This is a genomic window from Prochlorococcus sp. MIT 1011 (genome assembly GCF_047305235.1).
Taxonomy (GTDB): Bacteria; Cyanobacteriota; Cyanobacteriia; order PCC-6307; family Cyanobiaceae; genus Prochlorococcus_B.
Genome location: NZ_CP138983.1, coordinates 548,073 through 569,466, shown reverse-complemented (window position 1 = coordinate 569,466; position 21,394 = coordinate 548,073). Strand labels below are relative to the sequence as shown.

Genomic DNA, 21,394 nt, shown 5'->3' with positions numbered 1-21,394 from the left:
TTATGCTTAAAAATATTTGATCTTATTTTTGTTTATCTAAAATCAAGTTAGATAAGCCGAATTTCTCTAAATTAGTTTTCAACCAAGGCAAGCTAAGTCCAACAACATTACTAAAACACCCATCTATTTTTTTTATAAATAGTCCGCCATAACCTTCAATCGCAAATCCGCCTGCACAGTTATATGGTTCTGAAGTTGAAGCGTATTTATTAATCTCAATATTGGATAAGCGCATAAATTCAATTTTTGTGCTCACAACTCCTTCACAACTATTATTTAGTGAAATACTTTCCGTATAAGATTTACAATCATCCAATGAAATTAAATAGTGACCTGTATGCAAAAAACCAGTCTTACCAGACATCCTTTCCCATCTGGATATCAATTGATCTTTATTAACTGGCTTTTCGAAAATTCCCCCCTCAAACTCAAACAAAGAATCACAACCTAATAAAGCTTGAAAGGTATTTGAAGCTTTATTTTCTTTCATCAACTTTCTCAAGGCAGCATTAGCTTTACCCTTAGCTAACAATTTGACCTTTAAGATTGGATCTAATTCCTGAAGCTGTGTCTCATCAAAATCACTTACAATAACTTTGTATTTCAAAGATATTTGATCAAGTAATTTTTGACGTGCTTTGGATGCAGAGGCAAGCACAAACATAGAAAACTAATTTTTTAATACTAAGGATCATCATTGATCTTCTGTTAAAAAATAAATCCATTTAATTAAATGTTGTTGATTGACCAAAAAATCTTTAGAAGAGCTAAGAAAGGGATCAAGATTTGTCCCTTTAACTTTTTTCTTTTTATTAGTCTTCAAGAAGGGAGCCTTAGTGCTGAAGATGTTTTTTTGAATAAATCAAACTATTTGAAGCAAGACTATATGTTTATCAATAGTTCATTATTAATAGAGAATGAATTTCTTAAATTAATTAGGATAGGTGTATTAAGACGGGAAGTTGATGGCCAAGGCCTGACTTCAAAAGTTCGTATTACACCTATCGGGAGACATGTCCTAGAAAACAGTTCAGATCTATTTTCTAAAAAAAAATCACGAATAGAAAAATTAATTACATGCCTAAAATACCAATTATTACCAAGATGAACATAGGACTAAAACACACTCCATTAATGGTTTTAGGAACATCTAGCGGTGCGGGTAAAACCTTAATAGCGACTGCTATTTGTCGATATTTAAAAAGAAAAGGAGAACAGCCAATACCTTTTAAGGGTCAAAACATGAGTAATAACGCTTGGGTCGATACAAAGGGAAGAGAAATGGCATATTCTCAAGCCCTTCAATCTTGGTCTGCAGGCTTAGAGCCAAGCGCTGAAATGAATCCTGTACTTCTAAAACCAAAGGGGGATTGTACAAGTGAAGTAATTCACCTAGGCAAAAGCGTCGGCACTAGTAAAGCCATCAATTATTACGAAGACTGGTTCGAGTCAGGGTGGGAAGCTATTAAAAAAGGCCTAGCAATATTATTAAAAAAAAACGGAAGACTAATTCTTGAGGGGGCTGGAAGTCCCGTAGAGGTGAATTTGCAACATAAAGATCTTACAAATTTGAAATTAGCAAAATTTTTAAATGCAAATTGTATTTTAGTTGCAGATATTGAAAGAGGAGGCGTTTTTGCTCAAATCATTGGAACAATTGCATTGATGAAACCAGATGAAAAAAGATTAATTAAAGGAATAATTATTAATAGGTTCAGAGGGGATAAAGCTTTATTCGAATCAGGAGTTACATGGATAGAGAAAGAAACAGGAATACCAGTTTTAGGAATATTGCCATGGCTAAAAGAGATATTTCCACCTGAAGATTCCCTTGATCTATTTGAAAGGAAACAAATAAATCAGACTGCCGATATAGAAATAGCAATAATAAAATTACCTAGAATCAGCAATTTTTCTGATCTAGATCCTTTATTTAGCGATTCAAGTATTGAAATGAGATGGATAGAACCTGGCCAAAACTTAGGGGAACCAGATGTATTAATAATTCCTGGAAGCAAACAAACAATTAAAGACTTAGAGAGTCTAAATAAAACTGGTTTGAGCAATCAAATAAAAGATTATGCAAAAAAAGGGGGAAATATTTTTGGAATATGTGGAGGGTTACAAATGCTAGGGCAATCATTAGAAGATCCATATAAACAAGAAAGTATTAATGAAAAAAGTAAATTTTCGAATAAGGGGATGAACCTTCTTCCAATAAAAACAACCTTTGGAGAAATCAAGCAAACCTCACAAAGAGAAGTAAGAGTTACATGGCCAAACTCACAGAATGTAAAGGGGTTTGAGATGCATTATGGAGAAAGTGATTTAATCAATGGTAAAAATTACGATATTATTTCTCTTTTCAAAAACAGTTCTTTAGGATGGGTAATTGAAAGAGAAAATAAAAGCTTTATTGGAGGAACTTATTTACACGGAATTTTTGAAAATGACGAATGGCGAAGACAGTGGATAAATAAAATAAGACAGAGAAAGGGTTTGAATAAATTAACTACTTTCGAAGAGAACCATCTTGATAAAAGAGAAAAGTTATTAGATTTACTAACTGATGCCTTCGAAAAAAATGTAAATCTAGACAAGGTAGTATAAGTATTAAAGATGAAACAAGTAAGAATAAACTGGCCTAACAAAAAATCAAGCAATTGCTCTCCTGGAATCGAATGGTTAAAAGCTGCATACGATGCCAATATCGATATCCCTACTGGATGCTTAGGGGGGAGCTGTGGGGCATGCGAAATAGAAGTTAACGGTGAAGTGGTTCGTGCATGTATTGCAACAGTTCCTGACAAAAAAGAAATTAATGTTGATTTTTTTAGTGATCCTTATTGGTAATAAAAAATATATCAAACTTATTAGATAATCAATAATATTTCTCTGCTCTTCTAATAGCCTTAATAGAACCTTTATAATCTCCAATTTCATACTTTGATTCACTAATAATTTCTAATTTATTTATCACCTCCTCCTTTATTTTATTAGTAATTACTTTTTTATAATCTGAAATCAAATCATATTTATTTTTTCGTATTTCCGAACCTTTGATCAATGCATTATATTTAGGTTCTAGATCTATTTTTAAAAAAGTACCTAACAAAATATTTTTATAATCTATTTTAGTATTATTATTAATATCCTTGGTTTTATCAATTTCCAATAATCTAATTTCTCTTGCTTTCCTTTTATCCTCTATTGCCCCCTGGTAATCACCATTTTTATACCTAGAATTACTTCTTCCATTATATGAAATATCTTTAGATCTTTGATTAATAATTTCTATTTTAGCTTCAAAACAAATTGACATTGAGAAGTCATCTATCGCTGATAGATTATCTCCCATTTTATCATTTAGAAAACCACAATTTAAATATGCTAAAGCAATATCATCTTCACTTTCAAGACTATCAATGTTCTTTCTTATAGATTTAATGGCACCATCATAATCATTTAAATCAATCAAGTTAATTGCTTCATCATAAAAAGATGAAGACTCATCGATTTTTTTCAAATCATTTCTTCCTCTTATTTATTTAAGCACATTCGACACAAGCAGTTTAAAAATCTTTAAAAGAATATGTAAGAGAAAAGTAAGTTCTAATCAATAAAGAGAGGGTGTCAAATAGTGACTTTTGAGTAGGTCTGTACAGGTCTGAATAGGTATTTGTATAAATATCCCCTTCTTTAATACACACAAGGAACATCAGGTGCATACGAAAACACGCAGTTCATCGGCAAAAGAAGAGAGTTGATGAATTGGTGGACTCAGGAATTAATCCATCTATTATAGATCCCCAAAATACAAACAATGAAGAAAAAGATCATGATTCTAGGAACATCATATTTAAAAAAGTATTAGAGGAACACATTCAGGAAAAAATAGAAAAAGTAGTTTACACAACAGAAAGAAATGATGTTATTAGAAATTCACAGGGGATTTCCATAATTTTAGATGCTTATATGGGTGTAAAGTCAGAAGAACTTCTCCTTTCCAAATTCAAGAATCTTGAAGCAATCAATACAGCAACAACCTTTTGCTCTCATATAGACACAAACTATTTACTCTATTTAAAAAGATGAAAAACGTTCTCTATTTGACACAAAGCTCCTGTTTAAATATGTTTTATGAATTAGATAAAAGACTTAGAAAAGAAAATAATATTAAAGCCTCAGGCTTTACTATTTCTGATAGTCAATTCTATGAAGCTTGGAAGGAAAGGACGGGTTTCATTGAGTCGGATTTTTACATAATAAAAGAATGGGAACTAACAAAATCACCTTTCCTATCTTTGGATATGGAAACACTCGTCGAAATAGAAAAAAAATATTCAAAGACTGATCTTGTCTGCGGTAGTTATGTTTCTGATAGAAGACTATATATGGGTAAACTTTGTGCTTATAAACAGGATTATAAGCATCGGTTTAAAGGAGAAGAGCTTGATTGGATAACATATAAAGCGATTACAGCAATGGAAAAAATATTTGACGATCTAAAACCAGAATTAGTTATTGGATTTATTTGTGTCACATTTCTCGATTATATTGGTCATATGATTGCAAAGAAAAGAGGAATAAAATATGTCAACATGAGAGCCTGTAGGATAAGAAATAGAATACATTTCGGCTCAAGTATAAATGACCCTTCGCCAGAACTAAAAAGAGAATACATTACAACTAACAAGCTTAAAGATTCAGATTTAGAAGATTATAGAAATTATATTTCTTCACTTGAAAATATTAATTGTAAATATGAGGGTGTAGTCAGCCCTTCTGATAAACCCGTTGCCTTAAGGCAAAATGATAAGAAGTATTCACTAAAAAGAATATTTAAGAATCTTATTAAATATCACTTTACTGATATAAAAAGGGACAATCATACAATAGATCCAATTATAGGTTATTTTATGTCGTATATATATCAGCCATTAAATGCTAAATTGCTTAGTTTATTTTACAAAAGACGATACGTACTAATAGAGAAGGTAAAAAAGAAAAAGAAAATTGTATTTTATGCATTACATACTGAGCCTGAAGTAACAATCTTAGTTTATGGAAGACCATTTATCAATCAAATAGAACTTATCAGAATTATTGCCATTTCGCTTCCATTTGACTGTTGCTTAATAGTAAAAGAGCATCCCTGTATGATAGGGAAGCGTTCATTAAATTACTATAAGAAAATAGTTGACATTCCCAATGTTTACTTGGCTAGTCCAATATTAAGCCCTAAGGAGATAATTAAGGAAAGCGAATTAGTTATTACTAATTCAGGTTCAGCTGGTTTTGATGGAATAATAATGAAGAAGCCAGTAATCACTTTCGGTGATTGTTCTTATAATATTCTTCCCGATAATATGGTTAGACAATGTATGGATATCAAGAAACTTCACTTATTAATTACTGAAATTATACAATCTTATAAGTACAGTCAAGAAGACATTTTAAGATTAATTAAAGCACAATTTAACACGTCAATAGGAATCAATCTTTACTCTACACTACTAGGAAGGAGAAATGCTTTTAAATATGAACTAACTGACTTTAATTCTGAGATTGACAAGCTAAAAACAAAGATAACATCAATTATGCAAGATTAGATAAAGATATATCTTATCTAATTAAAATGAACTAATATCTTTATTATTACTATAGTAAAATACAAAAAAAGATATTCTGACATTATAAAAATTAAATATAGAAAGTATTACAGACCTTTTGCACCAGTATGCTTAAGAAGTCAAGCTTCTAAGTATTTTGATGTCTCTAAGGATTATTCATGCTCAGCAATGGAAAAAGTTGTCTATGTAAAAGAAATATTTAAGGATAAGCTACCTGCTATTACTCATTTTGATGATAGTGCAAGACTTCAAACAATTGATGATAATAATGATGACCTTTTGCCTTCGATATTGAAATATATGGACAAACATAAAGCTATCCCAATCCTAATTAATACCTCATTTAATCTAAATGGAGAGCCAAATGTTGAGGCTGAGATAGATGCTATTAGGACTTTCTTTACGAGTGGTCTAGATGTTTTAGTTATTAGTAACTTATTGATTTCAAAAGAAAGATTAAAATCATCAACAGGCTGTAATTGAAATCGATTACGGAGAGGGTGAGAGTCGATTTGGGCAAATATAGGATGCGGTAGGAAGGGATAGGAAAGGATACCTGCCAAATGAGCAAATATCCACCAACATATCCACCAACACTTTTTTTGCCTTTTTTACTATCACTATTATCCGACTAAATGAAGTTTAACTAATCAAATTCTGCTAGTCTAGGAAGTATATCTGCCAAGTTTTCATAAGCAGTTTTAGCGTCTAATTATTTTCTTTATAAAATTATTTTATTTGAATAACACATTGTGCCGCTCTCAAATTAAATGCTTTAAAGACAAACTCATCCTCATTAAATACTTCTTTTAATGCCTTATATTCGTGATGTTTCCAACCATAGTAATTATATAATTCGTCAAAAATTATTATTGAATTCTTAACTAAATAAGGTTTAAGTTTTTCTAAGGTAAATTTTGTTGGACTATAAGTGTCCATATCCAAATGAACAAAATTTATTTTTGGACTATGTCTATTTAGAAAATCATCTAAAGTGTCCTCTACCCAACCAACAATCGGTTCAATATTAGAATTAAGTTTAGGAATTTTTTTATTATTAGTAAATTTACCTATGGGCGCATTTCTACCACCCCAATCCTCCCTCAAACCTTCAAAACTATCAAAACAATATAATTTATTCACAAATTTAGACCAAAAATTAGCACTTTCACCTTTCCAAACTCCAAACTCCAAATAATAATATTCTTTATTTTTATCGTTGAATAAGGCATTTTTCAACGCATATTCTCTAATGGAATAAACATCTTCAAAAAGCACACTCTTTTCAAAATCGTTTTTAAAATAAGTGAATGTTTCGTCTACCACATGACTCTGTAATTTTAATTTTAATTTTGATTTTGCTTTATATCCTGACCTATAACCTTTCAATTCAATGGGAATAATTAAGTTTATAATTCTATAAATCAGCAAAACAAATCTTGATATTTTTACAAGTATATATTTCATGATATATTTCATAATAATCTAATCTATTAGATAACTAGAACTAATGTAGATTAACATATCAATAACTCCTAGAAAATCACCTAACAATGTATCGGGTAGATATGAGCAGAGGTGGGGATGTCGTCCAACCAAGTTGTTTTCTCATCATTGACCACTTCATTCAATTGTTCTTGTGCGAATTTCTTAACGTCTTCCCAATGCTCTTTTGCTTCCAAGAGTGAATTTTTGGTTGGTTTATCAAAGTCAGGATTACCCATATTTTTACTACTTCAGGTGGTGTAAATCTAGCAATTTTCAACAAGTAGAAGATCAATCAACTGTTGTTTCGTAAATCTAGAAATACCTTTGATACTTCCCACCATTAACTTGAGTTCTTTCTTTGTCTTTTTAAGGAGCAGTTCCTTTTCAGATTTAATTACATGAGCAAGCTTAAATGTGAGAAGAATTCCCAGTGATTTAAAAAAGAGAATTGTGGCACGATGCAGAAAACAATTACTGCATCCACGAAGCGATGAGTGTTCACTTAATTTTTAAAATTCTTTATTGCCGATGGAGAACCAACAAGTTCTTCGCACTCCACCCACATATCTTATGTCGGATGCAGGTATACCCAGAAACGACTGGTTAAACCTTCAATCCGTGAGAGACAAGAGCATCACACCACGCATCCATAAAAGTTCTCCTCTCTTCTAATAATTGGGATTTGTCATATGCCTGTCTCACTTTGTCCCCGACTGCGTGTGCCATCTGCCCTGCCTACTTATTACTTCATAGGGAAACTTCAATACATCTTGCCCTGCCGTTGCTGGTAATTTTCTAAATCCGTGTGCTGTTTGCCTGTCCTTACCAGTCGATTTGTGTTCAGGAGGGACGATGAGGGAACAAAGAGGAACAATAATTAGAAATCGGGTCAAAAATCCAACAACATATCCAACAACATTTTTGCTCTGCCATTAAAGACAAATCTTGATCGAGAGAATCACAGTCATAGCAATAGATTAAAAGAAATCCAACAACACCCGAATTCATCCAACAACATTTCTAAAAATCCAACAACAAAATCCAACAACATTCAAATTGCTAATCAATTATCTATAAAAACTAGTAAAGATATATGTGCCATAAAAAAGTAGGGACTACTATCAAGCAAAATATCTAATAAAAATGAAACCAAAAAACATATATTCCTTTTTATTTTCATTTTTAATTATCCCTTTTACAGCAAATGTAGGAATATCTTTTTTCTCTTTATCAACTGATATAGGTTTATTCAAAAAAGAAGCAAAAGCAACTAATTGGAATGCATTTAAATTGAATTCCGACAAAGGTTATAGGAATTTAAATAAAGGGAACTACCAAAAGGCACTTGATTATTTGAATAAAGCAATTAAAAACTATGGACTTGATGGTCCTACCTACTACAACAGGGGGAATGCATATATGGGACTAGAAAAATATGAAGAAGCAATAAAAGACTTTTTAAGATCTATTGAATTAGATAGTGAAACAGGAAATCAATATGCCTACAATAATGCTGCTATTTCATATGAAAATTTAGGAGATTATAAAAATGCTATTAAATATATAAGTTTAGCAATAAAAGCATACCCAGAAGACGGTCTATACTTCGAAAACCGTGGTTGGTATAATTTAGAATTAGAAAATTATAAACAAGCAGAAAAAGACTATATTAAAGCAGGTGAACTTTATTTAAAGTATAAAAATAGAACAAGAATGTATGAAAATTGTCCCAAAATTAAAACCTTGGTGCATTGCCAAATGGATTCAGATTATTACAACGAATTAGGTATAGCACAAGAGAATCTAGGAGACCTCCAAGGCGCATTACTCAACTACAATAAAGCAATAGAAGCGAACTATCCGAAGGAAGAAAAGTATATCTATTATTATAACCGTGGATATATTGTTGAAGAATTAGGAGATTACGAAAGTGCTTGTAAGGACTATAAGGTAGCAGCAACTCTTGGAGACGAAGAAACCATTGAATGGTTGAATACAAAAGATGGTGAATGGTGCAAGGAAATGTAATTATGAAATTTATCAATTTTCAATAGAAAATAGTTAAATATTATGGGTCTATATACAAATAATTTTATACTTTTAGTAAAAACCACGGAGAGGGTGGGATTCGAACCCACGGATAGTTTTAGCTATCTAACGATTTCGAATCGTTCGCTTTAGACCACTCAGCCACCTCTCCGTCAAACAATTTTAAAGCAAACAACTATTTGATTTTTAGAATAATGTGAATTAAAAATTTAATTATTAATCCTTTAATCCCAACCGGCCTTTTTCATAAGCTTAATTGCTTTTTTATTATTTGCGCCTAACTGCTCAATGGTTACATCATCAGGAGTAAATTCTCCAAATTGTGTAACCTCATCCGTTTTATTAAAACCAACTAAAGGATGTTCAAATGTTGGACCAGCTAAACCACTACTACCTGTAGGGGAAGCAAGAAACTCCAGAAGTTGAATAGCTTCTTCTTTGTTTTCAGCATATTTAGCAATTCCACCTGCACTGACATTCACATGAGCAGGATTAGGAGTTAGAACCTTTACTTTTTTAGCCAACCTTTTATCTTTTGCTCCATTAACACCAGCAAGCATTCTGGAAACATAATAGTGATTAACAATACCAACACCACATTTACCTTGAGAAACAGCTCTAATAACCCCTATATCTCCAGGGAAAAAGGGTTGAGTAATATTTGAAATCATTCCTTTCAGCCATTCTTTAGTTTTTGCTTCTCCTTTGTTGACAATTTGATTAGCTACTAAAGATTGATTATATGGACTGCTCCTTTTCCTCACACAAACAAGACCCTTCAAAGCAGGGTTAGCGAGATCTGAATAATCATTGATTGTATTTATATCAACTTTCTTAGGATTAGCGACCATAACTCTAACCCTCCTAGTTAGGGCATACCATCTTGCTTGAGGATCTCTATATTCTACTGGAACATTTTTATCTAATTCAGCAGATCTATATGACTGAAGAAGTCCACTTTTTGCAGCATTGCTAATTCGAGCAGCATCAACCAGAAGAATCACATCTGCTTTAGAATTTGCTCCTTCTCTTTTTAATCTCTCAACGAGAGAAATACCTGTAGCCTCAATTAATCGGATTTTTATCCCGGTCTCTTCGGCAAATCTCTTATATATTTGCTTGTCAGTGTTGTAATGCCTACCTGAGTAAATCCTCACTTCTCTATCAGAGGCCTTTACTTGATTAAAACTTGAAGAGACTAATAGAGAACCTGCTATTACTGAAGTAAAAAGACGCTTAATTAAATTCATTAATCAATCTAGGGAAGGGATTAATATCTTTAATAGACTAGACAAGAAGAGACAACTAGATACAACTCCGCAACATTGATACGTATTGAGGTATAAATTGATAACTTATTTATACTTTAAGATAGTAATTAAAACTAGATATTGTACATGGAATATTTAACTCATTCCCTAATCGATCAATCAGAAGCTCTTCAAATAATTCAAAAACTAAAAGCCGAGAAATCCTCTTGGCAAGATGGTAAAAAGACAGCAGGAAGCCATGCTGCAAAAATAAAATCTAATTTTCAATTAGATAAAAGTTCAAACTTATCAATTGAGCTTAAAGATATTATTGTTAATAAGATTATCTCAGATCCTCTTTTAAAAAGTTTTACATTACCTAGTCTTATCCATGGAGTCATGTTTACTCGATCCCTAGCTGGACATGGTTATGGCACGCATATTGATAATCCTTATATGCCCTCAGGAAGAAGCGATCTATCTTTTACTTTGTTTTTAAATGAACCAGAAGAATATAAAGGAGGTGAATTATGTATTCAGACGATCAATAAAACTGAAGAAATAAAATTATCTGCCGGAGAAATGATAATTTATCCCAGCACTCAACTACATTCTGTTGCTGAAGTTAAAGATGGTGAAAGGCATGTATGCGTAGGCTGGATTCAAAGCTATGTACAAAGTAACGAACATAGGAATTTCTTATTTGGTCTTGATGCTGGAGCAAAAGGATTACTATCAAAACATGGAAGATCTGATGAATTAGATTTAATTTTTCAGGCTTATAGCAATCTTCTGAGAAGCCTTGGAGATTAAGAGAGTTTCTTTATACTAAACAAAGTAAAAAATGAACTTTCATTGATAGACTAAAGATATCAAAATAGAGTCAAACTTAATTACATATGCCTAAAAAAAGTCCTGTAGGAATTTTCCTAGCAGCAACAGCGGCATTAGCCACAACCGCAATCATTCCTGATCATTCAATGGCTGGAGAAAAACATGGTGACATGGGTGGCACAAAGGAATGGACCACTGATCAAGAAGCAGATGAAGATGGCAAACTCGATGAAGCCGCGGAAAAAGCTGCTAAAAAAGCAAAAAAAGCTAACGTTTGTATTCCTATAGGGGAAGGGGAGAATTGCTGGTAAGTTTTAATTAGACAAAAAAGCCTCTATCACGGGGCTTTTTTAATGCACAAAAAAAATGCCCCGTGAGGGGCATTTTTTTATTGTTTTAATAAGGAATTTAGAATTTAAACTCTGTTAAAACAACTGCGCCGTTGACGTCTTTGCCATCAGCTTCAACATCAGAACCACCAAATATTGCAGGAGTAATGCTTACGCCATCATTAACCTTGAATGTGTAATAAGCTTCCCAAACAGTGTTGTCTTCTGCAGGGTCAGAACCAGCTCCATTGTAAGAAGTTGCTGCTTGTCTAGAACCGAATGCAACTCCAGCTCTGTTGCCATCTACAAATAGATCAGTCCAACCTAGACCTACCATCCAAGCTGACATCTCGTCTGGATCACCAACAGCAGCATCATCAACAGAAGCTACGTCGTAACCAACTTGAACTTGAGGAACAGATCCTGAAGTTTCAGGCTTCCAATAAGCTCTTAGACCAATAGAAGTTAGGTCTTTGCTGTAAGTTTCACCAGCTTTAGTGTGGTAGTAACCATCATAAGATTCACCATTTGTTTTGCTGGTGAATGCTGCTGATACTTGCCACTGAGGTGTGCCGTACTCAACCTTAGTCAAGAACATTTCCTTGGCATCGTCATCAAGGATTCCAGATTTTGCATCATCTGCACCTTTTCCGGTGTAGTTAACACTAACTGCAAACCTACCTGCAGATGGATCATCAACCTGCTGAGTATAAGCAGCACCAAAACCTGGGCTTGTGCTTGAACCATAAGTAGAAGCGTTACCACCAAGAGCAAACTGCTTGGTAATTGGCTTATAAATTGATGGAGCACTAGCTAGCATGTAGTAGTTCTCAATCTTTGGTCCAACCCAAACTTGAAGGCTGTCGCCTACAGGGAACTGATACCAAATCTTGTCAACTTTGAGTGCGTCAGCAGAACCATCTTTAGTAGCAGAAAGGTAAGTACCATTTCCTTTGTCTGCGAAACGACCACCTTTATCAAAGTTACCAGTCTTAATTCTTGTGTATAGAAGATCTTCACCAGTAAAACTAGAGTTCATGTTCAACTGGTACATGTAGTTGAAGGTGATTTTGTCAGAGTCAGTCTCTGTATCATCATCAACATAACCAGTTACGAACGCTGCCTTACCACTCATTGTTGTAGTTGAAGAGAAAGCACCAGCTTGAATTTCATCTAGCTGAGCTTCTACACCATCAACACGAGCTTCAATAACTTCAGATTCGTTTGATACAGAAGTGATATCTGCATTTGCTGCCATTGGTGCCATAAGGCCCAAAGCAGCAGGAGCTACCAGCAAACGCTGAAAAAGCTTCATTGTGTCCTCACACAAAATATGTCCAGCATATATTAGTGTATTCATTGAGACATTACCAGAGCTTTAGTCCTCTGAAGTATCTTTTTATACAGCGGTTTATATTATTAGATCTATTTATTATTAGGAAAAATAAAAATATTAATCGATGTTAATAATTAATTCAAACAAAGAGGAAATCCAAAAGACTCTCTTTCTTCCAACCAAGCTTCAGCAACGTTGCGAGCCAAAGATCGAATTCTTGCAATAATCTTAGTTCTCTCTGTCACAGATATGACTCCTCTAGCTTCTAATAAATTAAACGTATGGCTACATTTCAGAACATAGTCAAGGCTAGGAGCAGGAAGTTTTTTATGTATTAATTGATGAGCCTCTTCCTCGTAAATTTCAAAAAGTTTCCTTAAATTATTTGAGTTAGATTCTTCAAAATTATACTTACATTGACCTTTCTCGAAAGGAAGCCAGATATCACCATATTTATGGCTTTTATTCCATGAAAGATCCCAAATACTCTCAACATTTTGCAAATACATTGCTAATCTCTCTAGGCCATAAGTGATCTCAATCGAGACCGGTTTGCAATCAAGACCTCCACATTGTTGAAAATAAGTAAATTGGGTAACTTCCATTCCATCAAGCCAAACTTCCCATCCCACTCCCCAAGCTCCCAAAGTAGGAGACTCCCAATTGTCTTCAACAAATCTAATATCGTGGTCTTTGGCTGAAATCCCCAAGGCTTCAAGAGAAGACAAATAAATTTCTTGAATACCATCTAAAGAAGGTTTAATCAGAACTTGATATTGAAAATAATGTTGAGCCCTATTCGGGTTGTCTCCATACCGACCATCAGTTGGTCTACGGCATGGCTCTGGATAAGCAACTGCCCAAGGCTCAGGTCCTATCGCTCTTAAAAAAGAATGAGGACTCATTGTTCCCGCTCCTTTCTCTAAATCATATGGCTGAAGCAGTAAACAACCTTTCTCACTCCAGAAATTATTCAGACTAGAAATTATGTCCTGGAAATACATATATAATGAATTATCTAATTAATTTTAGTTTTAGAATTAATAAATTCCTCCAATAAATATACACTTAAATAAAAAGTTTACGAGAAAAAACAGAGTATGAAAATATTTAAATGATTTAAATATTTTCATCATATCAACCAGGAAGATAAGATAGATTTCCTGCTATTGAAATTCTTGGTTCATCTGTTTTAAAAAATGGATAAACGCAATGTCTTAATTTAGCGGGAAAGAAAACCATAGTACCTTCATATTCTGAAGACAATTTAAATCTTAGATTTAATATTCCTCCTAAAGAATCATTATATTCAAATTCAAAACAACCTGCCTTTATATTCCTATCAAGCAAATCAATATGTTGTGGCAATTTTTTTTGATCCTCCCATTCATATGGAATCTTCAACCAAATAGCGAAAGAATAGACCCCAGTATGATCATGGTATGGATTAAATTCAGTTTTATATTGATAGTTAACCCAAAACTGATCTAATACCAATTGACTTTCAGGTCCCATTAACGCATTCTGCGATACAGGATCATCGCCTATAGAATTATTCTTACGATAATATTTAACTAGAGGGATGCAAACAGATTTAAAAAAAAAGGAATCTATATCTTCAAGCAAAAGACTTTGGGAAATATTTCCTACTAATTTGCTTTTATAGTTCTCATTAGTGGTTTTTGCTATATCAATAATCTTCCAAAGATAATCAACTACTTCTTGATCCAATTTAATTTGTAAAAAAGGAGTAACTGGAGGAGATATTTTTTCAACTTCCATTGAAAATTGAAACTTACTCAACTAATAATATCAAAACAAAATACAACCTATTGTCTAAACATCGCCTAAACATCTTATACTGTTACATCATTATCCTTCAAAACTACTGCTATAATTGACTTTACAAGGTTAAATTTAGACCTATGTGCTTATGTCCTGGAAATACATTAGTGTTGATATAACATGAATTAGAGGTGATTGGCTTAACCTGGCGGGGGCTGTAAACAAGAAGCAGATCAAATACTTCTCGTTTTTAAATTGCCCTACCGAGAAAATTAATTAAATTATAAATCAACTAGCGATCATTTAAAGCTGAGTATTTAGATGAGGACAAAGAGTAAAATATACAAGTACTTACACCTGGCGGACCCAGTGCAACACTTTTCTTAAAAGATAGTTTTTTCGATAAACAAAAGCATTTAATATTGTTTTTCCTATATATTAGTTACTTGTAACGAATATATAATAAATTTTGTAATATATGATTATTTAACAAAAATTCAACTGCCCTCTAATACCATTCAAGATACAAAATAAGTTTTACTTATAGTTTTATTAAACTGAATATACATAAAAAGCATGAAGCATAGTTAAAAAATCTTAAAACTACCGTAAAACAGAAAAATGTAGTCAAATTTTAGTACACCAGTATCCATTGTTCCGATTCGTCACAAGGCGTATATTGGGCAGGTACTTGGCAAAGACTATGGAATTATCGCCTACAGAGGTGGTCGACTTAGCGAGTATACCGCTCAATAGTGAGGTTACAAAGGGGCTAGTGCCAGCCCAGGTGGAGTACGTCAAAGAATCGGTCGTCGAAATCAACGATGAGTTGAACTGCGTCGGTCAGTCCCTAAGGGCTGTCGCGGCAAATCTTTCCGACATAAAGAGCAACATTAAGCCTGGGAACTGGAGAGCCTTTCTCAAGTCTGGAGCAATTAATTGCTCGGAGAGATTTGCTGTTGATCTTGTAAGCGCATACACTAACTGGTTAGGCGGTTCCGACATAGAAGACAACCTACTCGCTTCGCTAACCCCTAGGTCACTAGCCCTAATGGGGAGCAAAGGGGTAACCGACAAGGAGCGGCAAAAAGTTTTCGAAGCGGTGGGGAATGGCGAAAGAATGACAGAAGCAACGGTAAGGGGCTTAGTAAAAGGGAGTAAGAAAAAGGGAAATAAATCCGTCCAAAAGACAGAAAGCCAAAAGATCAAATCCTTGAAAGAAAAAATCGAGACTTACAAAAAAGTCATAAGCAATCTTCAAGACGAAAACAAGAAGCTTAGCAAATTACTTTCAAATCGAGAAAAGATTGACTCACTTGTCTGACCCTTAATTCTAAAAGTTTCTCACTATTATTATTTAAAATGAAGATCACCAACTTAAACTCCAGAAGTTTCAAGCAATTAAAACCTGAATCAAAGAATATTAATGCAAGTGAGCGGGGAATTACGAGGAGGTTACTAGAAAAATACAAGCCAAAGTATTGTTCTAATGTGGAGAACATGAGCGACAAAAGCATTGAAAAGAGAGTGGCTTGAGATCATGAATAAAATTTCAAAATCCAGAAATAGATTATTCCATTTATACAACCCGAAGAAAGAGGGATTGGGATCGTATGACGTACACTATATAAATGCTTATAAAAAATATAAAAGATTAAAAAACGAACTAAACAAAAACGATAAAGGGAGGTATGCGGCATGATTCCTTTCATTAGAAGTCTTTCAGAACTAATGGCTATCACAGAGTCAAGGGAGACCCAAAATGATCTCTCTCAAAATAATGAGAGCTATATCTCAATAATGGATAGTGGGCAAAGAAAACGATATACAAGATCTCTCGACAAAAAAGACGTTGGTCTCCCCAATTTACCAAAAAAGATAAGGCGTAATTGGATAAATAGAAAAGAAAAGTTATCAAAATTTGTTGATGAATTAGACTATAATAATCAAATCCAAGCATCCTATGATCTGACCTTGCTAGAAAGACAAAATAAAAGAAATACTCAGGATGTTGCCTAATCATGAAAAAAATTAAGCTCAATCATGCCATAGAATATCTTTCTTCGACATTAGTTCTCTCATATTTTTTTATTCATAATATTTTTTTAGTTCTGATTGGGATTATCTTTTCATTATATTTGATTAATATTAATTTTATAAATAGAATTATTAAATCTATTTATAAAAATTTTGTTAATAAAAAAGATTCGATAGAGTTAAATGCAAAAGATACAGAAATAGATACTATTCCTATTAATAAAAAATCAACTAAAGAGGATACCAAGCTTACATTAGTTGAAAAGATAGAAGAGCTAGGATTTATTCCATCATTAGACAATAGTGATGAAACTAATGTTGCATAATATATTTTACTATATAAATATCTTTACTAAACCTTACTTCTAGCAAAGCTATTTATCTCTTTACAAGCATATTTATAAAAGGTAGTATGGACTAGATACAATAAGTAAATGCAAGATGAGCAAAAAAGGATAGAAGATATATTAGTTAAGGGTCTATCGCATATTTTAAAAAGAACAGTAAAGGTCTGCCCAGGGGATCAATTAGCTATTGCCCAAGAGTATAAAGAGTGGATAAATTGTATATCAGCTAGCGATTTTTCAAAGCAGGAGATACTAGTTATAGATAAATTCACATTTAATTAATAATATATACATTATTAGATAATATTATCTCTAATTTATTTTTTTATTTATTTGATGATTCATTGAAATTAATTTATGCATTATATTATATAAATAAAAGAATTTATATAATATAATTTAATAAGAATTTTTCTAAATTAGTAAATTAGTTAATATAATGAATTTTTACTAAATTACACTAAATACAAAAAAATAAAAAAATTGACTTCTAGCAATACTGATGTACTATACAGAGGCATTCCAAGCGTATTAAAGAATCTCAATTTTTTATACACACTCAAACAAAATCATTTAATTCACAAAGCATGATTAATGAAATAGTCAGCAGAGGCAGGGGATGTTTAGCTTATTTTTTCAACCACTCAACTGGAGCATCTAATGGAATCTTCAAGCACTTCAAGCTGGAAATCAACAACGAGTCTAAAGCTTTCAAGCGGACTAGGAATAGGCAGAGAAACTCTCATAACAAGCTCCACAAGAGAGTTAGTTGAATTTTATTGGACAAATCGAAAGCGGTTTTCAGGTGGTTACATAGGCTTCCCATCCAAAACAAGTAAGGATAAGGGTAAATAAAGATTTAACTTTTAATTCTTATTTTTGTTTGTCTGGTCTAAATAGAGAATTAATTTTTAAGCCTATTGAAATAAAATAATTAATTATGATTGTTCTTTATCATTAATTAAATGATATGAATTTGGAGCAAGTATTAAAAATAATATCCACCAGACAAAAACAAAAACGCCTATAATTGAAGTAAATATAATGTTATTAAATAGTTTCCAACTAAAAATTAGAACTAAAACTCCAAAGCTAATAATTGACCAAGGTTGACACCAGTAAGGCTTGGAATCCCAAAAACTTTTTTTTGAATTTGTATCCATTAAAGAAATTTGAGAAATGATTATATCTTTCCAATCCTAACCATTTACTCAGGCTTATCTTCTTCAAAAGGCTTATCTTCTTCAAAAGGCTTATATTCTTCAACAGACTTTCCCTCTTCAATAGGCTTTTCCTCTTCAGCAGGCTTTTCCTCTTCAATAGGCTTATCTTCTTCAATAGGCTTTTCCTCTTCAATAGGCTTTTCCTCTTCAACAGGCTTTTCCTCTTCAACAGGCTTTTCCTCTTCAACAGGCTTTTCCTCTTCAATAGGCTTTTCCTCTTCAACAGGCTTTTCCTCTTCAATAGGCTTAATTTCAACTATGTTGTCAATTGAAGAAGAGGTCTCACTGTTAGTAAAAATCTTAGAAACCTCCTCAACAGAATCAGACGCTGAGCCCTTAAGTAAAAATTTCAGAACATATCCAAGAGAGACAAACAAAGCTATTGGAAGGACAAGTCCTAAAAGCAATTTATAGAGAATTATTCCTATTCCAAGTACAGCAATAGAAATAAGAATGTTCTTCCTGTTCATATGAGCTAAATGAATAGATACTAAATCTAAGCTATTTCTGAGTTATCTTGATGACATAGCTTAAACGCGATGTTTATTTAAATAATCTAAATTGTAATTATCATCGTAAAATTCAATGCTCATCAAAGAGAAAGAATTAAAAAAATTCTTTAATTTATCTTATGGAGAGAAAGCTCCATCTAGGGAAGAATGGGAATCTTTGTACAATCAACAAGTTAAATTTATTGATCCTACTCAAGAAAAAAATGGAATTGATGCATATATCAAAGCTCAAGATGGATTAATCAAAAGATGTGATGATATTTATTTAAAATCACATTCAATTGCCATCAATAAGAATATTGCTTTTGTTGAATGGACAATGGGTTTAAAAATAAAAGGTATCGAATTTGTATACGATGGCACATCACGATTAATATTTGATGAAGTGGGGAAGGTAAAAGAACATAGAGATTATTTTGATTTTTGTTCAGGAACATTTGGTAATATTCCAATTATAGGAGCATTTTTCAGATGGTTATACGCAAGATTTGTTGACTAAAATATTTATAATTAAAGAAAAAAGAACTAGTAAATTTGCTTAATCGCAAACCAAGCGAAAAATAATATTTACTTATTTTCTAAATTTTATTTGTTTATTTGGTTCAATACGTAATTAAAATTTTTTAGCTATAACTATGTTGGTGCTGGAAGAATCAAATGGGAAAATTAGTTGAATTAATCAAGGAAACCTACGACCATAAAGCATGCTTAGAGATTGCGAGTAGTGGTTGTTCTGAGGGTGTATGCACAAGACATAACTATCAAGCTGACACTCTCTTGCTCTATATGAGTTACTCAGATGAGATCATCCAATACACCTCAGAAAGACTCGGATACTCTTTTCTTTCCAATCTTGCAAGAGATTTTGGATCACCACTAAAAGACAATAAAGATCAAGATACTTTCTCATGGCAAGAAGTAGTATCGGCTTGTCCAAATAAGGACGACTATAAACATGCCCTTGTATGGAAATTTATAGAATTAGTAGCCAAAGAGAAAAGTTTAGAGCACTAATAATAAGGAAATTAATTCTCTAGTAATTGAGTATTTATCCTACAGATAATTTAATTTTCGAAAGAAGATCAACTATTGGACTCATCCAATGAGGTTGAAAAATAAAATAAATCACACAAAAAAAGAATATTGCACCTATTATTCCATAAATTTGAACCTCTATTTCTTCCCAAATGTCTTCGGTCCAAATAAGAAAAGATTTGTTTTTGCTTTCTCTTTCCATTGAGAAATAGATTTAGAAAAGTACTATAAACTAATAATAACTAGTTTAAAATACTATTTATAAAAATACCTAAGATTTATAAGTAATTATATTCGATTGATAAATTGAATATAAAATTATGGCCAAAAAGACTCGTCAGAGAGAATTTTTAATTAGATTATTCACCTGAGACACAACCAAAAATTGAAGAATACCCCTTCTATTGAAGAAATAGTTTCGGTCACACTTAGCTGTACCTTAATTAGGATGACTGAAATAAATAGAATAGATAGATCCGTTCTTTATCAAGAATTTAAAGAATGGATAGTAAATTCTGGAGAAAATGAAGAGAGTCAAGAAATTTTATGCCTGAGATACTTAAAAAATGATAGGAAGATTAATTAGATTAACTTATAATTACTATTTGATTATCTTGCAGAAAAGGAATTTTGAAATCCTCGTTCAAGGACAAAAGCCACTAAGCTAAAGTAAATCTAAAGAAATGTTCACTTCTTTATTTTCTCTGTTTTTCTCAACTTTACTTTGGGTTCAAGTACCTCAGTGGAGTGATAATTGGTCAAAATGTGCCGTAGATGTACCCGACACTGCTTGCCATTGGTACATAGTTTCTCCGGACAATACTTTTGGTAAAGGATTCGATTGGGCGACAGCCCCATGGCTTGATGCAAACGGTTTAAATGATGTTGCAAAAATTTCTTCTGAAACAGTTGTAGAAAAACTACAATCAGAAGAAACTCATAGAAAATTAATATCTTGAGTATTTCTCAGCACTTACTTTATAAAAGAATAGAATTAAATCTTTAATCAGAAATAATTAATTTCTTATTTCACCTAATACTCTTAGTGCTTCATTCACATGAGCAGGGCCATTTAAAAGGTCGTTGAAAATATGTCTAATAACCCCTTTCGAGTCAATAATATAAGTAACACGACCATCTAGCAAACCAAGAACTTTAGGGACACCAAAAGTTCTTCTCAAAGAATTATCCGTATCACACAATAATGGAAAAGGAAGTTTATTTTTGTCAGCAAAGGATCTATGGCTTGCTTCATCATCACCACTCACCCCCCACACTTCAGCACCAAATAGTTTAAAAAGATCATATTTATCTCTAAAGCCACAATTTTCAGCTGTACAACCAGGGGTATCATCTTTCGGATAAAAAAATAGAACTAGTGGCCTACCTTTAGCTTGCTTGCTCGTCCTAGCAACTCCAAGCTGATCAGAAAGTGAGAAATCAGGTATTTGATCGCCTAACTTTAAAGGCATTTGAATCCTAAATCCAACTGATTCATTATATAAAAAATTAAGGCATATCGGAGGAGAAAAGAGT

Annotated in this window: 31 protein-coding genes and 1 tRNA gene; 18 read left to right on the top strand and 14 right to left on the bottom strand. The window is 32.6% G+C overall.

What is annotated here, in order from left to right; translation table 11 throughout:
- Positions 1 to 22: 22 nt before the first annotated feature.
- The gene (locus tag SIB75_RS03140; protein ID WP_413684019.1) at positions 23 to 664 is read right to left on the bottom strand and encodes a nucleoside triphosphate pyrophosphatase; all 642 of its coding nucleotides are present in this window, start codon (positions 662 to 664) and stop codon (positions 23 to 25) included.
- 69 nt (positions 665 to 733) lie between these two features.
- Between SIB75_RS03140 and SIB75_RS03135 the strand changes: the two genes are divergently transcribed.
- The 3 genes from SIB75_RS03135 to SIB75_RS03125 are packed head-to-tail and all read left to right on the top strand — an operon-like array spanning position 734 to position 2,853.
- Positions 734 to 1,108, top strand: coding sequence for an Npun_F0494 family protein (locus SIB75_RS03135; RefSeq protein ID WP_413684017.1), 375 nt, complete (start codon positions 734 to 736; stop codon positions 1,106 to 1,108).
- A complete protein-coding gene (locus tag SIB75_RS03130) occupies positions 1,105 to 2,610 on the top strand; it encodes a cobyric acid synthase (RefSeq protein WP_413684015.1) in 1,506 nt (501 codons plus the stop codon). Before SIB75_RS03135 ends, SIB75_RS03130 begins: the two co-directional genes overlap by 4 nt.
- Positions 2,611 to 2,619: 9 nt before the next feature.
- Positions 2,620 to 2,853, top strand: coding sequence for a 2Fe-2S iron-sulfur cluster binding domain-containing protein (locus SIB75_RS03125; RefSeq protein ID WP_413684013.1), 234 nt, complete (start codon positions 2,620 to 2,622; stop codon positions 2,851 to 2,853).
- A gap of 28 nt (positions 2,854 to 2,881) precedes the next feature.
- Here the strand turns inward: SIB75_RS03125 and SIB75_RS03120 are convergent, their stop codons facing one another.
- Complete coding sequence (locus SIB75_RS03120; protein WP_413684011.1) at positions 2,882 to 3,526, bottom strand: hypothetical protein; 645 nt, start codon at positions 3,524 to 3,526, stop codon at positions 2,882 to 2,884.
- 248 nt (positions 3,527 to 3,774) lie between these two features.
- Here SIB75_RS03120 and SIB75_RS03115 point away from each other — a divergent pair, with 248 nt between their 5' ends.
- The 3 genes from SIB75_RS03115 to SIB75_RS03105 are packed head-to-tail and all read left to right on the top strand — an operon-like array spanning position 3,775 to position 6,116.
- The gene (locus SIB75_RS03115; RefSeq protein ID WP_413684009.1) at positions 3,775 to 4,095 is read left to right on the top strand and encodes a hypothetical protein; all 321 of its coding nucleotides are present in this window, start codon (positions 3,775 to 3,777) and stop codon (positions 4,093 to 4,095) included.
- The gene (locus SIB75_RS03110) at positions 4,092 to 5,612 is read left to right on the top strand and encodes a hypothetical protein (RefSeq protein WP_413684007.1); all 1,521 of its coding nucleotides are present in this window, start codon (positions 4,092 to 4,094) and stop codon (positions 5,610 to 5,612) included. The genes SIB75_RS03115 and SIB75_RS03110 overlap by 4 nt, the downstream gene beginning before the upstream one ends.
- Positions 5,613 to 5,648: 36 nt before the next feature.
- On the top strand, positions 5,649 to 6,116 hold the full coding sequence (locus SIB75_RS03105) for a carbamoyltransferase C-terminal domain-containing protein (protein WP_413684776.1): 468 nt from the start codon (positions 5,649 to 5,651) through the stop codon (positions 6,114 to 6,116).
- Between the two features lie 246 nt (positions 6,117 to 6,362).
- Here the strand turns inward: SIB75_RS03105 and SIB75_RS03100 are convergent, their stop codons facing one another.
- From SIB75_RS03100 to SIB75_RS03090, 3 genes are all read right to left on the bottom strand, one after another.
- Positions 6,363 to 7,100 carry a class I SAM-dependent methyltransferase gene (locus SIB75_RS03100; RefSeq protein WP_413684005.1) on the bottom strand — a complete coding sequence of 246 codons (738 nt, stop codon included), beginning with the start codon at positions 7,098 to 7,100 and terminating at the stop codon, positions 6,363 to 6,365.
- Positions 7,101 to 7,180: 80 nt separating this feature from the next.
- A complete protein-coding gene (locus SIB75_RS03095) occupies positions 7,181 to 7,357 on the bottom strand; it encodes a hypothetical protein (RefSeq protein ID WP_413684003.1) in 177 nt (58 codons plus the stop codon).
- A gap of 462 nt (positions 7,358 to 7,819) precedes the next feature.
- Positions 7,820 to 8,014 carry a hypothetical protein gene (locus SIB75_RS03090; RefSeq protein ID WP_413684001.1) on the bottom strand — a complete coding sequence of 65 codons (195 nt, stop codon included), beginning with the start codon at positions 8,012 to 8,014 and terminating at the stop codon, positions 7,820 to 7,822.
- Between the two features lie 250 nt (positions 8,015 to 8,264).
- On the opposite strand from SIB75_RS03090, the gene SIB75_RS03085 reads away from it, so the two are divergent.
- A complete protein-coding gene (locus SIB75_RS03085) occupies positions 8,265 to 9,149 on the top strand; it encodes a tetratricopeptide repeat protein (RefSeq protein WP_413683999.1) in 885 nt (294 codons plus the stop codon).
- An 85-nt stretch (positions 9,150 to 9,234) separates the two neighbouring features.
- On the opposite strand, the gene SIB75_RS03080 is transcribed toward SIB75_RS03085, so the two are convergent.
- Both SIB75_RS03080 and SIB75_RS03075 read right to left on the bottom strand, forming a co-directional pair.
- A tRNA-Ser gene (locus SIB75_RS03080) sits at positions 9,235 to 9,321 on the bottom strand.
- 73 nt (positions 9,322 to 9,394) lie between these two features.
- A complete protein-coding gene (locus SIB75_RS03075; protein WP_413683998.1) occupies positions 9,395 to 10,420 on the bottom strand; it encodes an extracellular solute-binding protein in 1,026 nt (341 codons plus the stop codon).
- 147 nt (positions 10,421 to 10,567) lie between these two features.
- On the opposite strand from SIB75_RS03075, the gene SIB75_RS03070 reads away from it, so the two are divergent.
- Both SIB75_RS03070 and SIB75_RS03065 read left to right on the top strand, forming a co-directional pair.
- Positions 10,568 to 11,233, top strand: coding sequence for a Fe2+-dependent dioxygenase (locus SIB75_RS03070; protein WP_413683996.1), 666 nt, complete (start codon positions 10,568 to 10,570; stop codon positions 11,231 to 11,233).
- An 86-nt stretch (positions 11,234 to 11,319) separates the two neighbouring features.
- A complete protein-coding gene (locus SIB75_RS03065) occupies positions 11,320 to 11,565 on the top strand; it encodes a hypothetical protein (protein WP_413683994.1) in 246 nt (81 codons plus the stop codon).
- A gap of 97 nt (positions 11,566 to 11,662) precedes the next feature.
- On the opposite strand, the gene SIB75_RS03060 is transcribed toward SIB75_RS03065, so the two are convergent.
- From SIB75_RS03060 to SIB75_RS03050, 3 genes are all read right to left on the bottom strand, one after another.
- Positions 11,663 to 12,898 (bottom strand): iron uptake porin, encoded by a 1,236-nt coding sequence (locus tag SIB75_RS03060; protein WP_413683992.1) that lies wholly within the window; start codon positions 12,896 to 12,898, stop codon positions 11,663 to 11,665.
- A 155-nt stretch (positions 12,899 to 13,053) separates the two neighbouring features.
- Positions 13,054 to 13,923: a glycine--tRNA ligase subunit alpha gene (gene glyQ / locus SIB75_RS03055; protein WP_413683990.1), complete on the bottom strand. Its 870-nt coding sequence runs from the start codon at positions 13,921 to 13,923 to the stop codon at positions 13,054 to 13,056.
- A gap of 133 nt (positions 13,924 to 14,056) precedes the next feature.
- The gene (locus SIB75_RS03050) at positions 14,057 to 14,701 is read right to left on the bottom strand and encodes a putative 2OG-Fe(II) oxygenase (RefSeq protein ID WP_413683989.1); all 645 of its coding nucleotides are present in this window, start codon (positions 14,699 to 14,701) and stop codon (positions 14,057 to 14,059) included.
- An 832-nt stretch (positions 14,702 to 15,533) separates the two neighbouring features.
- Between SIB75_RS03050 and SIB75_RS03045 the strand changes: the two genes are divergently transcribed.
- The 5 genes from SIB75_RS03045 to SIB75_RS03025 all read left to right on the top strand — a co-directional run bounded on the left by SIB75_RS03045 (position 15,534) and on the right by SIB75_RS03025 (position 17,943).
- Positions 15,534 to 16,028 (top strand): hypothetical protein, encoded by a 495-nt coding sequence (locus SIB75_RS03045; RefSeq protein ID WP_413683988.1) that lies wholly within the window; start codon positions 15,534 to 15,536, stop codon positions 16,026 to 16,028.
- Positions 16,029 to 16,402: 374 nt separating this feature from the next.
- Positions 16,403 to 16,723 (top strand): hypothetical protein, encoded by a 321-nt coding sequence (locus SIB75_RS03040; protein ID WP_413683987.1) that lies wholly within the window; start codon positions 16,403 to 16,405, stop codon positions 16,721 to 16,723.
- 2 nt (positions 16,724 to 16,725) lie between these two features.
- Positions 16,726 to 17,067, top strand: coding sequence for a hypothetical protein (locus tag SIB75_RS03035; RefSeq protein WP_413683985.1), 342 nt, complete (start codon positions 16,726 to 16,728; stop codon positions 17,065 to 17,067).
- Positions 17,068 to 17,175: 108 nt separating this feature from the next.
- Complete coding sequence (locus tag SIB75_RS03030; protein WP_413683983.1) at positions 17,176 to 17,370, top strand: hypothetical protein; 195 nt, start codon at positions 17,176 to 17,178, stop codon at positions 17,368 to 17,370.
- Positions 17,371 to 17,748: 378 nt separating this feature from the next.
- Positions 17,749 to 17,943, top strand: coding sequence for a hypothetical protein (locus SIB75_RS03025; RefSeq protein ID WP_413683981.1), 195 nt, complete (start codon positions 17,749 to 17,751; stop codon positions 17,941 to 17,943).
- 83 nt (positions 17,944 to 18,026) lie between these two features.
- On the opposite strand, the gene SIB75_RS03020 is transcribed toward SIB75_RS03025, so the two are convergent.
- Positions 18,027 to 18,251: a DUF6737 family protein gene (locus tag SIB75_RS03020; RefSeq protein WP_413683979.1), complete on the bottom strand. Its 225-nt coding sequence runs from the start codon at positions 18,249 to 18,251 to the stop codon at positions 18,027 to 18,029.
- Positions 18,252 to 18,295: 44 nt separating this feature from the next.
- Entirely contained in the window at positions 18,296 to 18,781 is a 486-nt protein-coding gene (locus tag SIB75_RS03015; protein WP_413683977.1) for a hypothetical protein, read from the bottom strand.
- A 115-nt stretch (positions 18,782 to 18,896) separates the two neighbouring features.
- On the opposite strand from SIB75_RS03015, the gene SIB75_RS03010 reads away from it, so the two are divergent.
- Together SIB75_RS03010 and SIB75_RS03005 are read left to right on the top strand one after the other, a co-directional pair.
- Positions 18,897 to 19,322, top strand: a complete 426-nt coding sequence (locus tag SIB75_RS03010) for a nuclear transport factor 2 family protein (protein ID WP_413683975.1) — start codon at positions 18,897 to 18,899, stop codon at positions 19,320 to 19,322.
- 158 nt (positions 19,323 to 19,480) lie between these two features.
- Positions 19,481 to 19,837: a hypothetical protein gene (locus tag SIB75_RS03005; protein ID WP_413683973.1), complete on the top strand. Its 357-nt coding sequence runs from the start codon at positions 19,481 to 19,483 to the stop codon at positions 19,835 to 19,837.
- Between the two features lie 34 nt (positions 19,838 to 19,871).
- Here the strand turns inward: SIB75_RS03005 and SIB75_RS03000 are convergent, their stop codons facing one another.
- Complete coding sequence (locus SIB75_RS03000) at positions 19,872 to 20,060, bottom strand: hypothetical protein (RefSeq protein ID WP_413683972.1); 189 nt, start codon at positions 20,058 to 20,060, stop codon at positions 19,872 to 19,874.
- A 246-nt stretch (positions 20,061 to 20,306) separates the two neighbouring features.
- On the opposite strand from SIB75_RS03000, the gene SIB75_RS02995 reads away from it, so the two are divergent.
- Together SIB75_RS02995 and SIB75_RS02990 are read left to right on the top strand one after the other, a co-directional pair.
- Positions 20,307 to 20,444 (top strand): hypothetical protein, encoded by a 138-nt coding sequence (locus tag SIB75_RS02995; RefSeq protein WP_413683970.1) that lies wholly within the window; start codon positions 20,307 to 20,309, stop codon positions 20,442 to 20,444.
- A gap of 97 nt (positions 20,445 to 20,541) precedes the next feature.
- Positions 20,542 to 20,817 (top strand): hypothetical protein, encoded by a 276-nt coding sequence (locus tag SIB75_RS02990; protein ID WP_413683969.1) that lies wholly within the window; start codon positions 20,542 to 20,544, stop codon positions 20,815 to 20,817.
- 57 nt (positions 20,818 to 20,874) lie between these two features.
- Here the strand turns inward: SIB75_RS02990 and SIB75_RS02985 are convergent, their stop codons facing one another.
- Positions 20,875 to 21,330, bottom strand: coding sequence for a peroxiredoxin (locus SIB75_RS02985; RefSeq protein WP_413683967.1), 456 nt, complete (start codon positions 21,328 to 21,330; stop codon positions 20,875 to 20,877).
- Between the last annotated feature and the right edge of the window lie 64 nt (positions 21,331 to 21,394).

Excerpts from the sequence above, each read along its gene's own strand:
- SIB75_RS03140 (WP_413684019.1), bottom strand. The coding sequence starts at position 664 with ATGTTTGTGCTTGCCTCTGCATCCAAAGCACGTCAAAAATTACTTGAT.
- SIB75_RS03135 (WP_413684017.1), top strand. The coding sequence starts at position 734 with ATGTTGTTGATTGACCAAAAAATCTTTAGAAGAGCTAAGAAAGGGATC.
- SIB75_RS03130 (WP_413684015.1), top strand. The coding sequence starts at position 1,105 with ATGAACATAGGACTAAAACACACTCCATTAATGGTTTTAGGAACATCT.
- SIB75_RS03125 (WP_413684013.1), top strand. The coding sequence starts at position 2,620 with ATGAAACAAGTAAGAATAAACTGGCCTAACAAAAAATCAAGCAATTGC.
- SIB75_RS03110 (WP_413684007.1), top strand. The coding sequence starts at position 4,092 with ATGAAAAACGTTCTCTATTTGACACAAAGCTCCTGTTTAAATATGTTT.
- SIB75_RS03100 (WP_413684005.1), bottom strand. The coding sequence starts at position 7,100 with ATGAAATATATACTTGTAAAAATATCAAGATTTGTTTTGCTGATTTAT.
- SIB75_RS03095 (WP_413684003.1), bottom strand. The coding sequence starts at position 7,357 with ATGGGTAATCCTGACTTTGATAAACCAACCAAAAATTCACTCTTGGAA.
- SIB75_RS03085 (WP_413683999.1), top strand. The coding sequence starts at position 8,265 with ATGAAACCAAAAAACATATATTCCTTTTTATTTTCATTTTTAATTATC.
- SIB75_RS03075 (WP_413683998.1), bottom strand. The coding sequence starts at position 10,420 with ATGAATTTAATTAAGCGTCTTTTTACTTCAGTAATAGCAGGTTCTCTA.
- SIB75_RS03070 (WP_413683996.1), top strand. The coding sequence starts at position 10,568 with ATGGAATATTTAACTCATTCCCTAATCGATCAATCAGAAGCTCTTCAA.
- SIB75_RS03065 (WP_413683994.1), top strand. The coding sequence starts at position 11,320 with ATGCCTAAAAAAAGTCCTGTAGGAATTTTCCTAGCAGCAACAGCGGCA.
- SIB75_RS03060 (WP_413683992.1), bottom strand. The coding sequence starts at position 12,898 with ATGAAGCTTTTTCAGCGTTTGCTGGTAGCTCCTGCTGCTTTGGGCCTT.
- glyQ (WP_413683990.1), bottom strand. The coding sequence starts at position 13,923 with ATGTATTTCCAGGACATAATTTCTAGTCTGAATAATTTCTGGAGTGAG.
- SIB75_RS03050 (WP_413683989.1), bottom strand. The coding sequence starts at position 14,701 with ATGGAAGTTGAAAAAATATCTCCTCCAGTTACTCCTTTTTTACAAATT.
- SIB75_RS03040 (WP_413683987.1), top strand. The coding sequence starts at position 16,403 with ATGATTCCTTTCATTAGAAGTCTTTCAGAACTAATGGCTATCACAGAG.
- SIB75_RS03035 (WP_413683985.1), top strand. The coding sequence starts at position 16,726 with ATGAAAAAAATTAAGCTCAATCATGCCATAGAATATCTTTCTTCGACA.
- SIB75_RS03030 (WP_413683983.1), top strand. The coding sequence starts at position 17,176 with ATGCAAGATGAGCAAAAAAGGATAGAAGATATATTAGTTAAGGGTCTA.
- SIB75_RS03025 (WP_413683981.1), top strand. The coding sequence starts at position 17,749 with ATGGAATCTTCAAGCACTTCAAGCTGGAAATCAACAACGAGTCTAAAG.
- SIB75_RS03020 (WP_413683979.1), bottom strand. The coding sequence starts at position 18,251 with ATGGATACAAATTCAAAAAAAAGTTTTTGGGATTCCAAGCCTTACTGG.
- SIB75_RS03015 (WP_413683977.1), bottom strand. The coding sequence starts at position 18,781 with ATGAACAGGAAGAACATTCTTATTTCTATTGCTGTACTTGGAATAGGA.
- SIB75_RS03010 (WP_413683975.1), top strand. The coding sequence starts at position 18,897 with ATGCTCATCAAAGAGAAAGAATTAAAAAAATTCTTTAATTTATCTTAT.
- SIB75_RS03005 (WP_413683973.1), top strand. The coding sequence starts at position 19,481 with ATGGGAAAATTAGTTGAATTAATCAAGGAAACCTACGACCATAAAGCA.
- SIB75_RS03000 (WP_413683972.1), bottom strand. The coding sequence starts at position 20,060 with ATGGAAAGAGAAAGCAAAAACAAATCTTTTCTTATTTGGACCGAAGAC.
- SIB75_RS02995 (WP_413683970.1), top strand. The coding sequence starts at position 20,307 with ATGACTGAAATAAATAGAATAGATAGATCCGTTCTTTATCAAGAATTT.
- SIB75_RS02990 (WP_413683969.1), top strand. The coding sequence starts at position 20,542 with ATGTTCACTTCTTTATTTTCTCTGTTTTTCTCAACTTTACTTTGGGTT.
- SIB75_RS02985 (WP_413683967.1), bottom strand. The coding sequence starts at position 21,330 with ATGCCTTTAAAGTTAGGCGATCAAATACCTGATTTCTCACTTTCTGAT.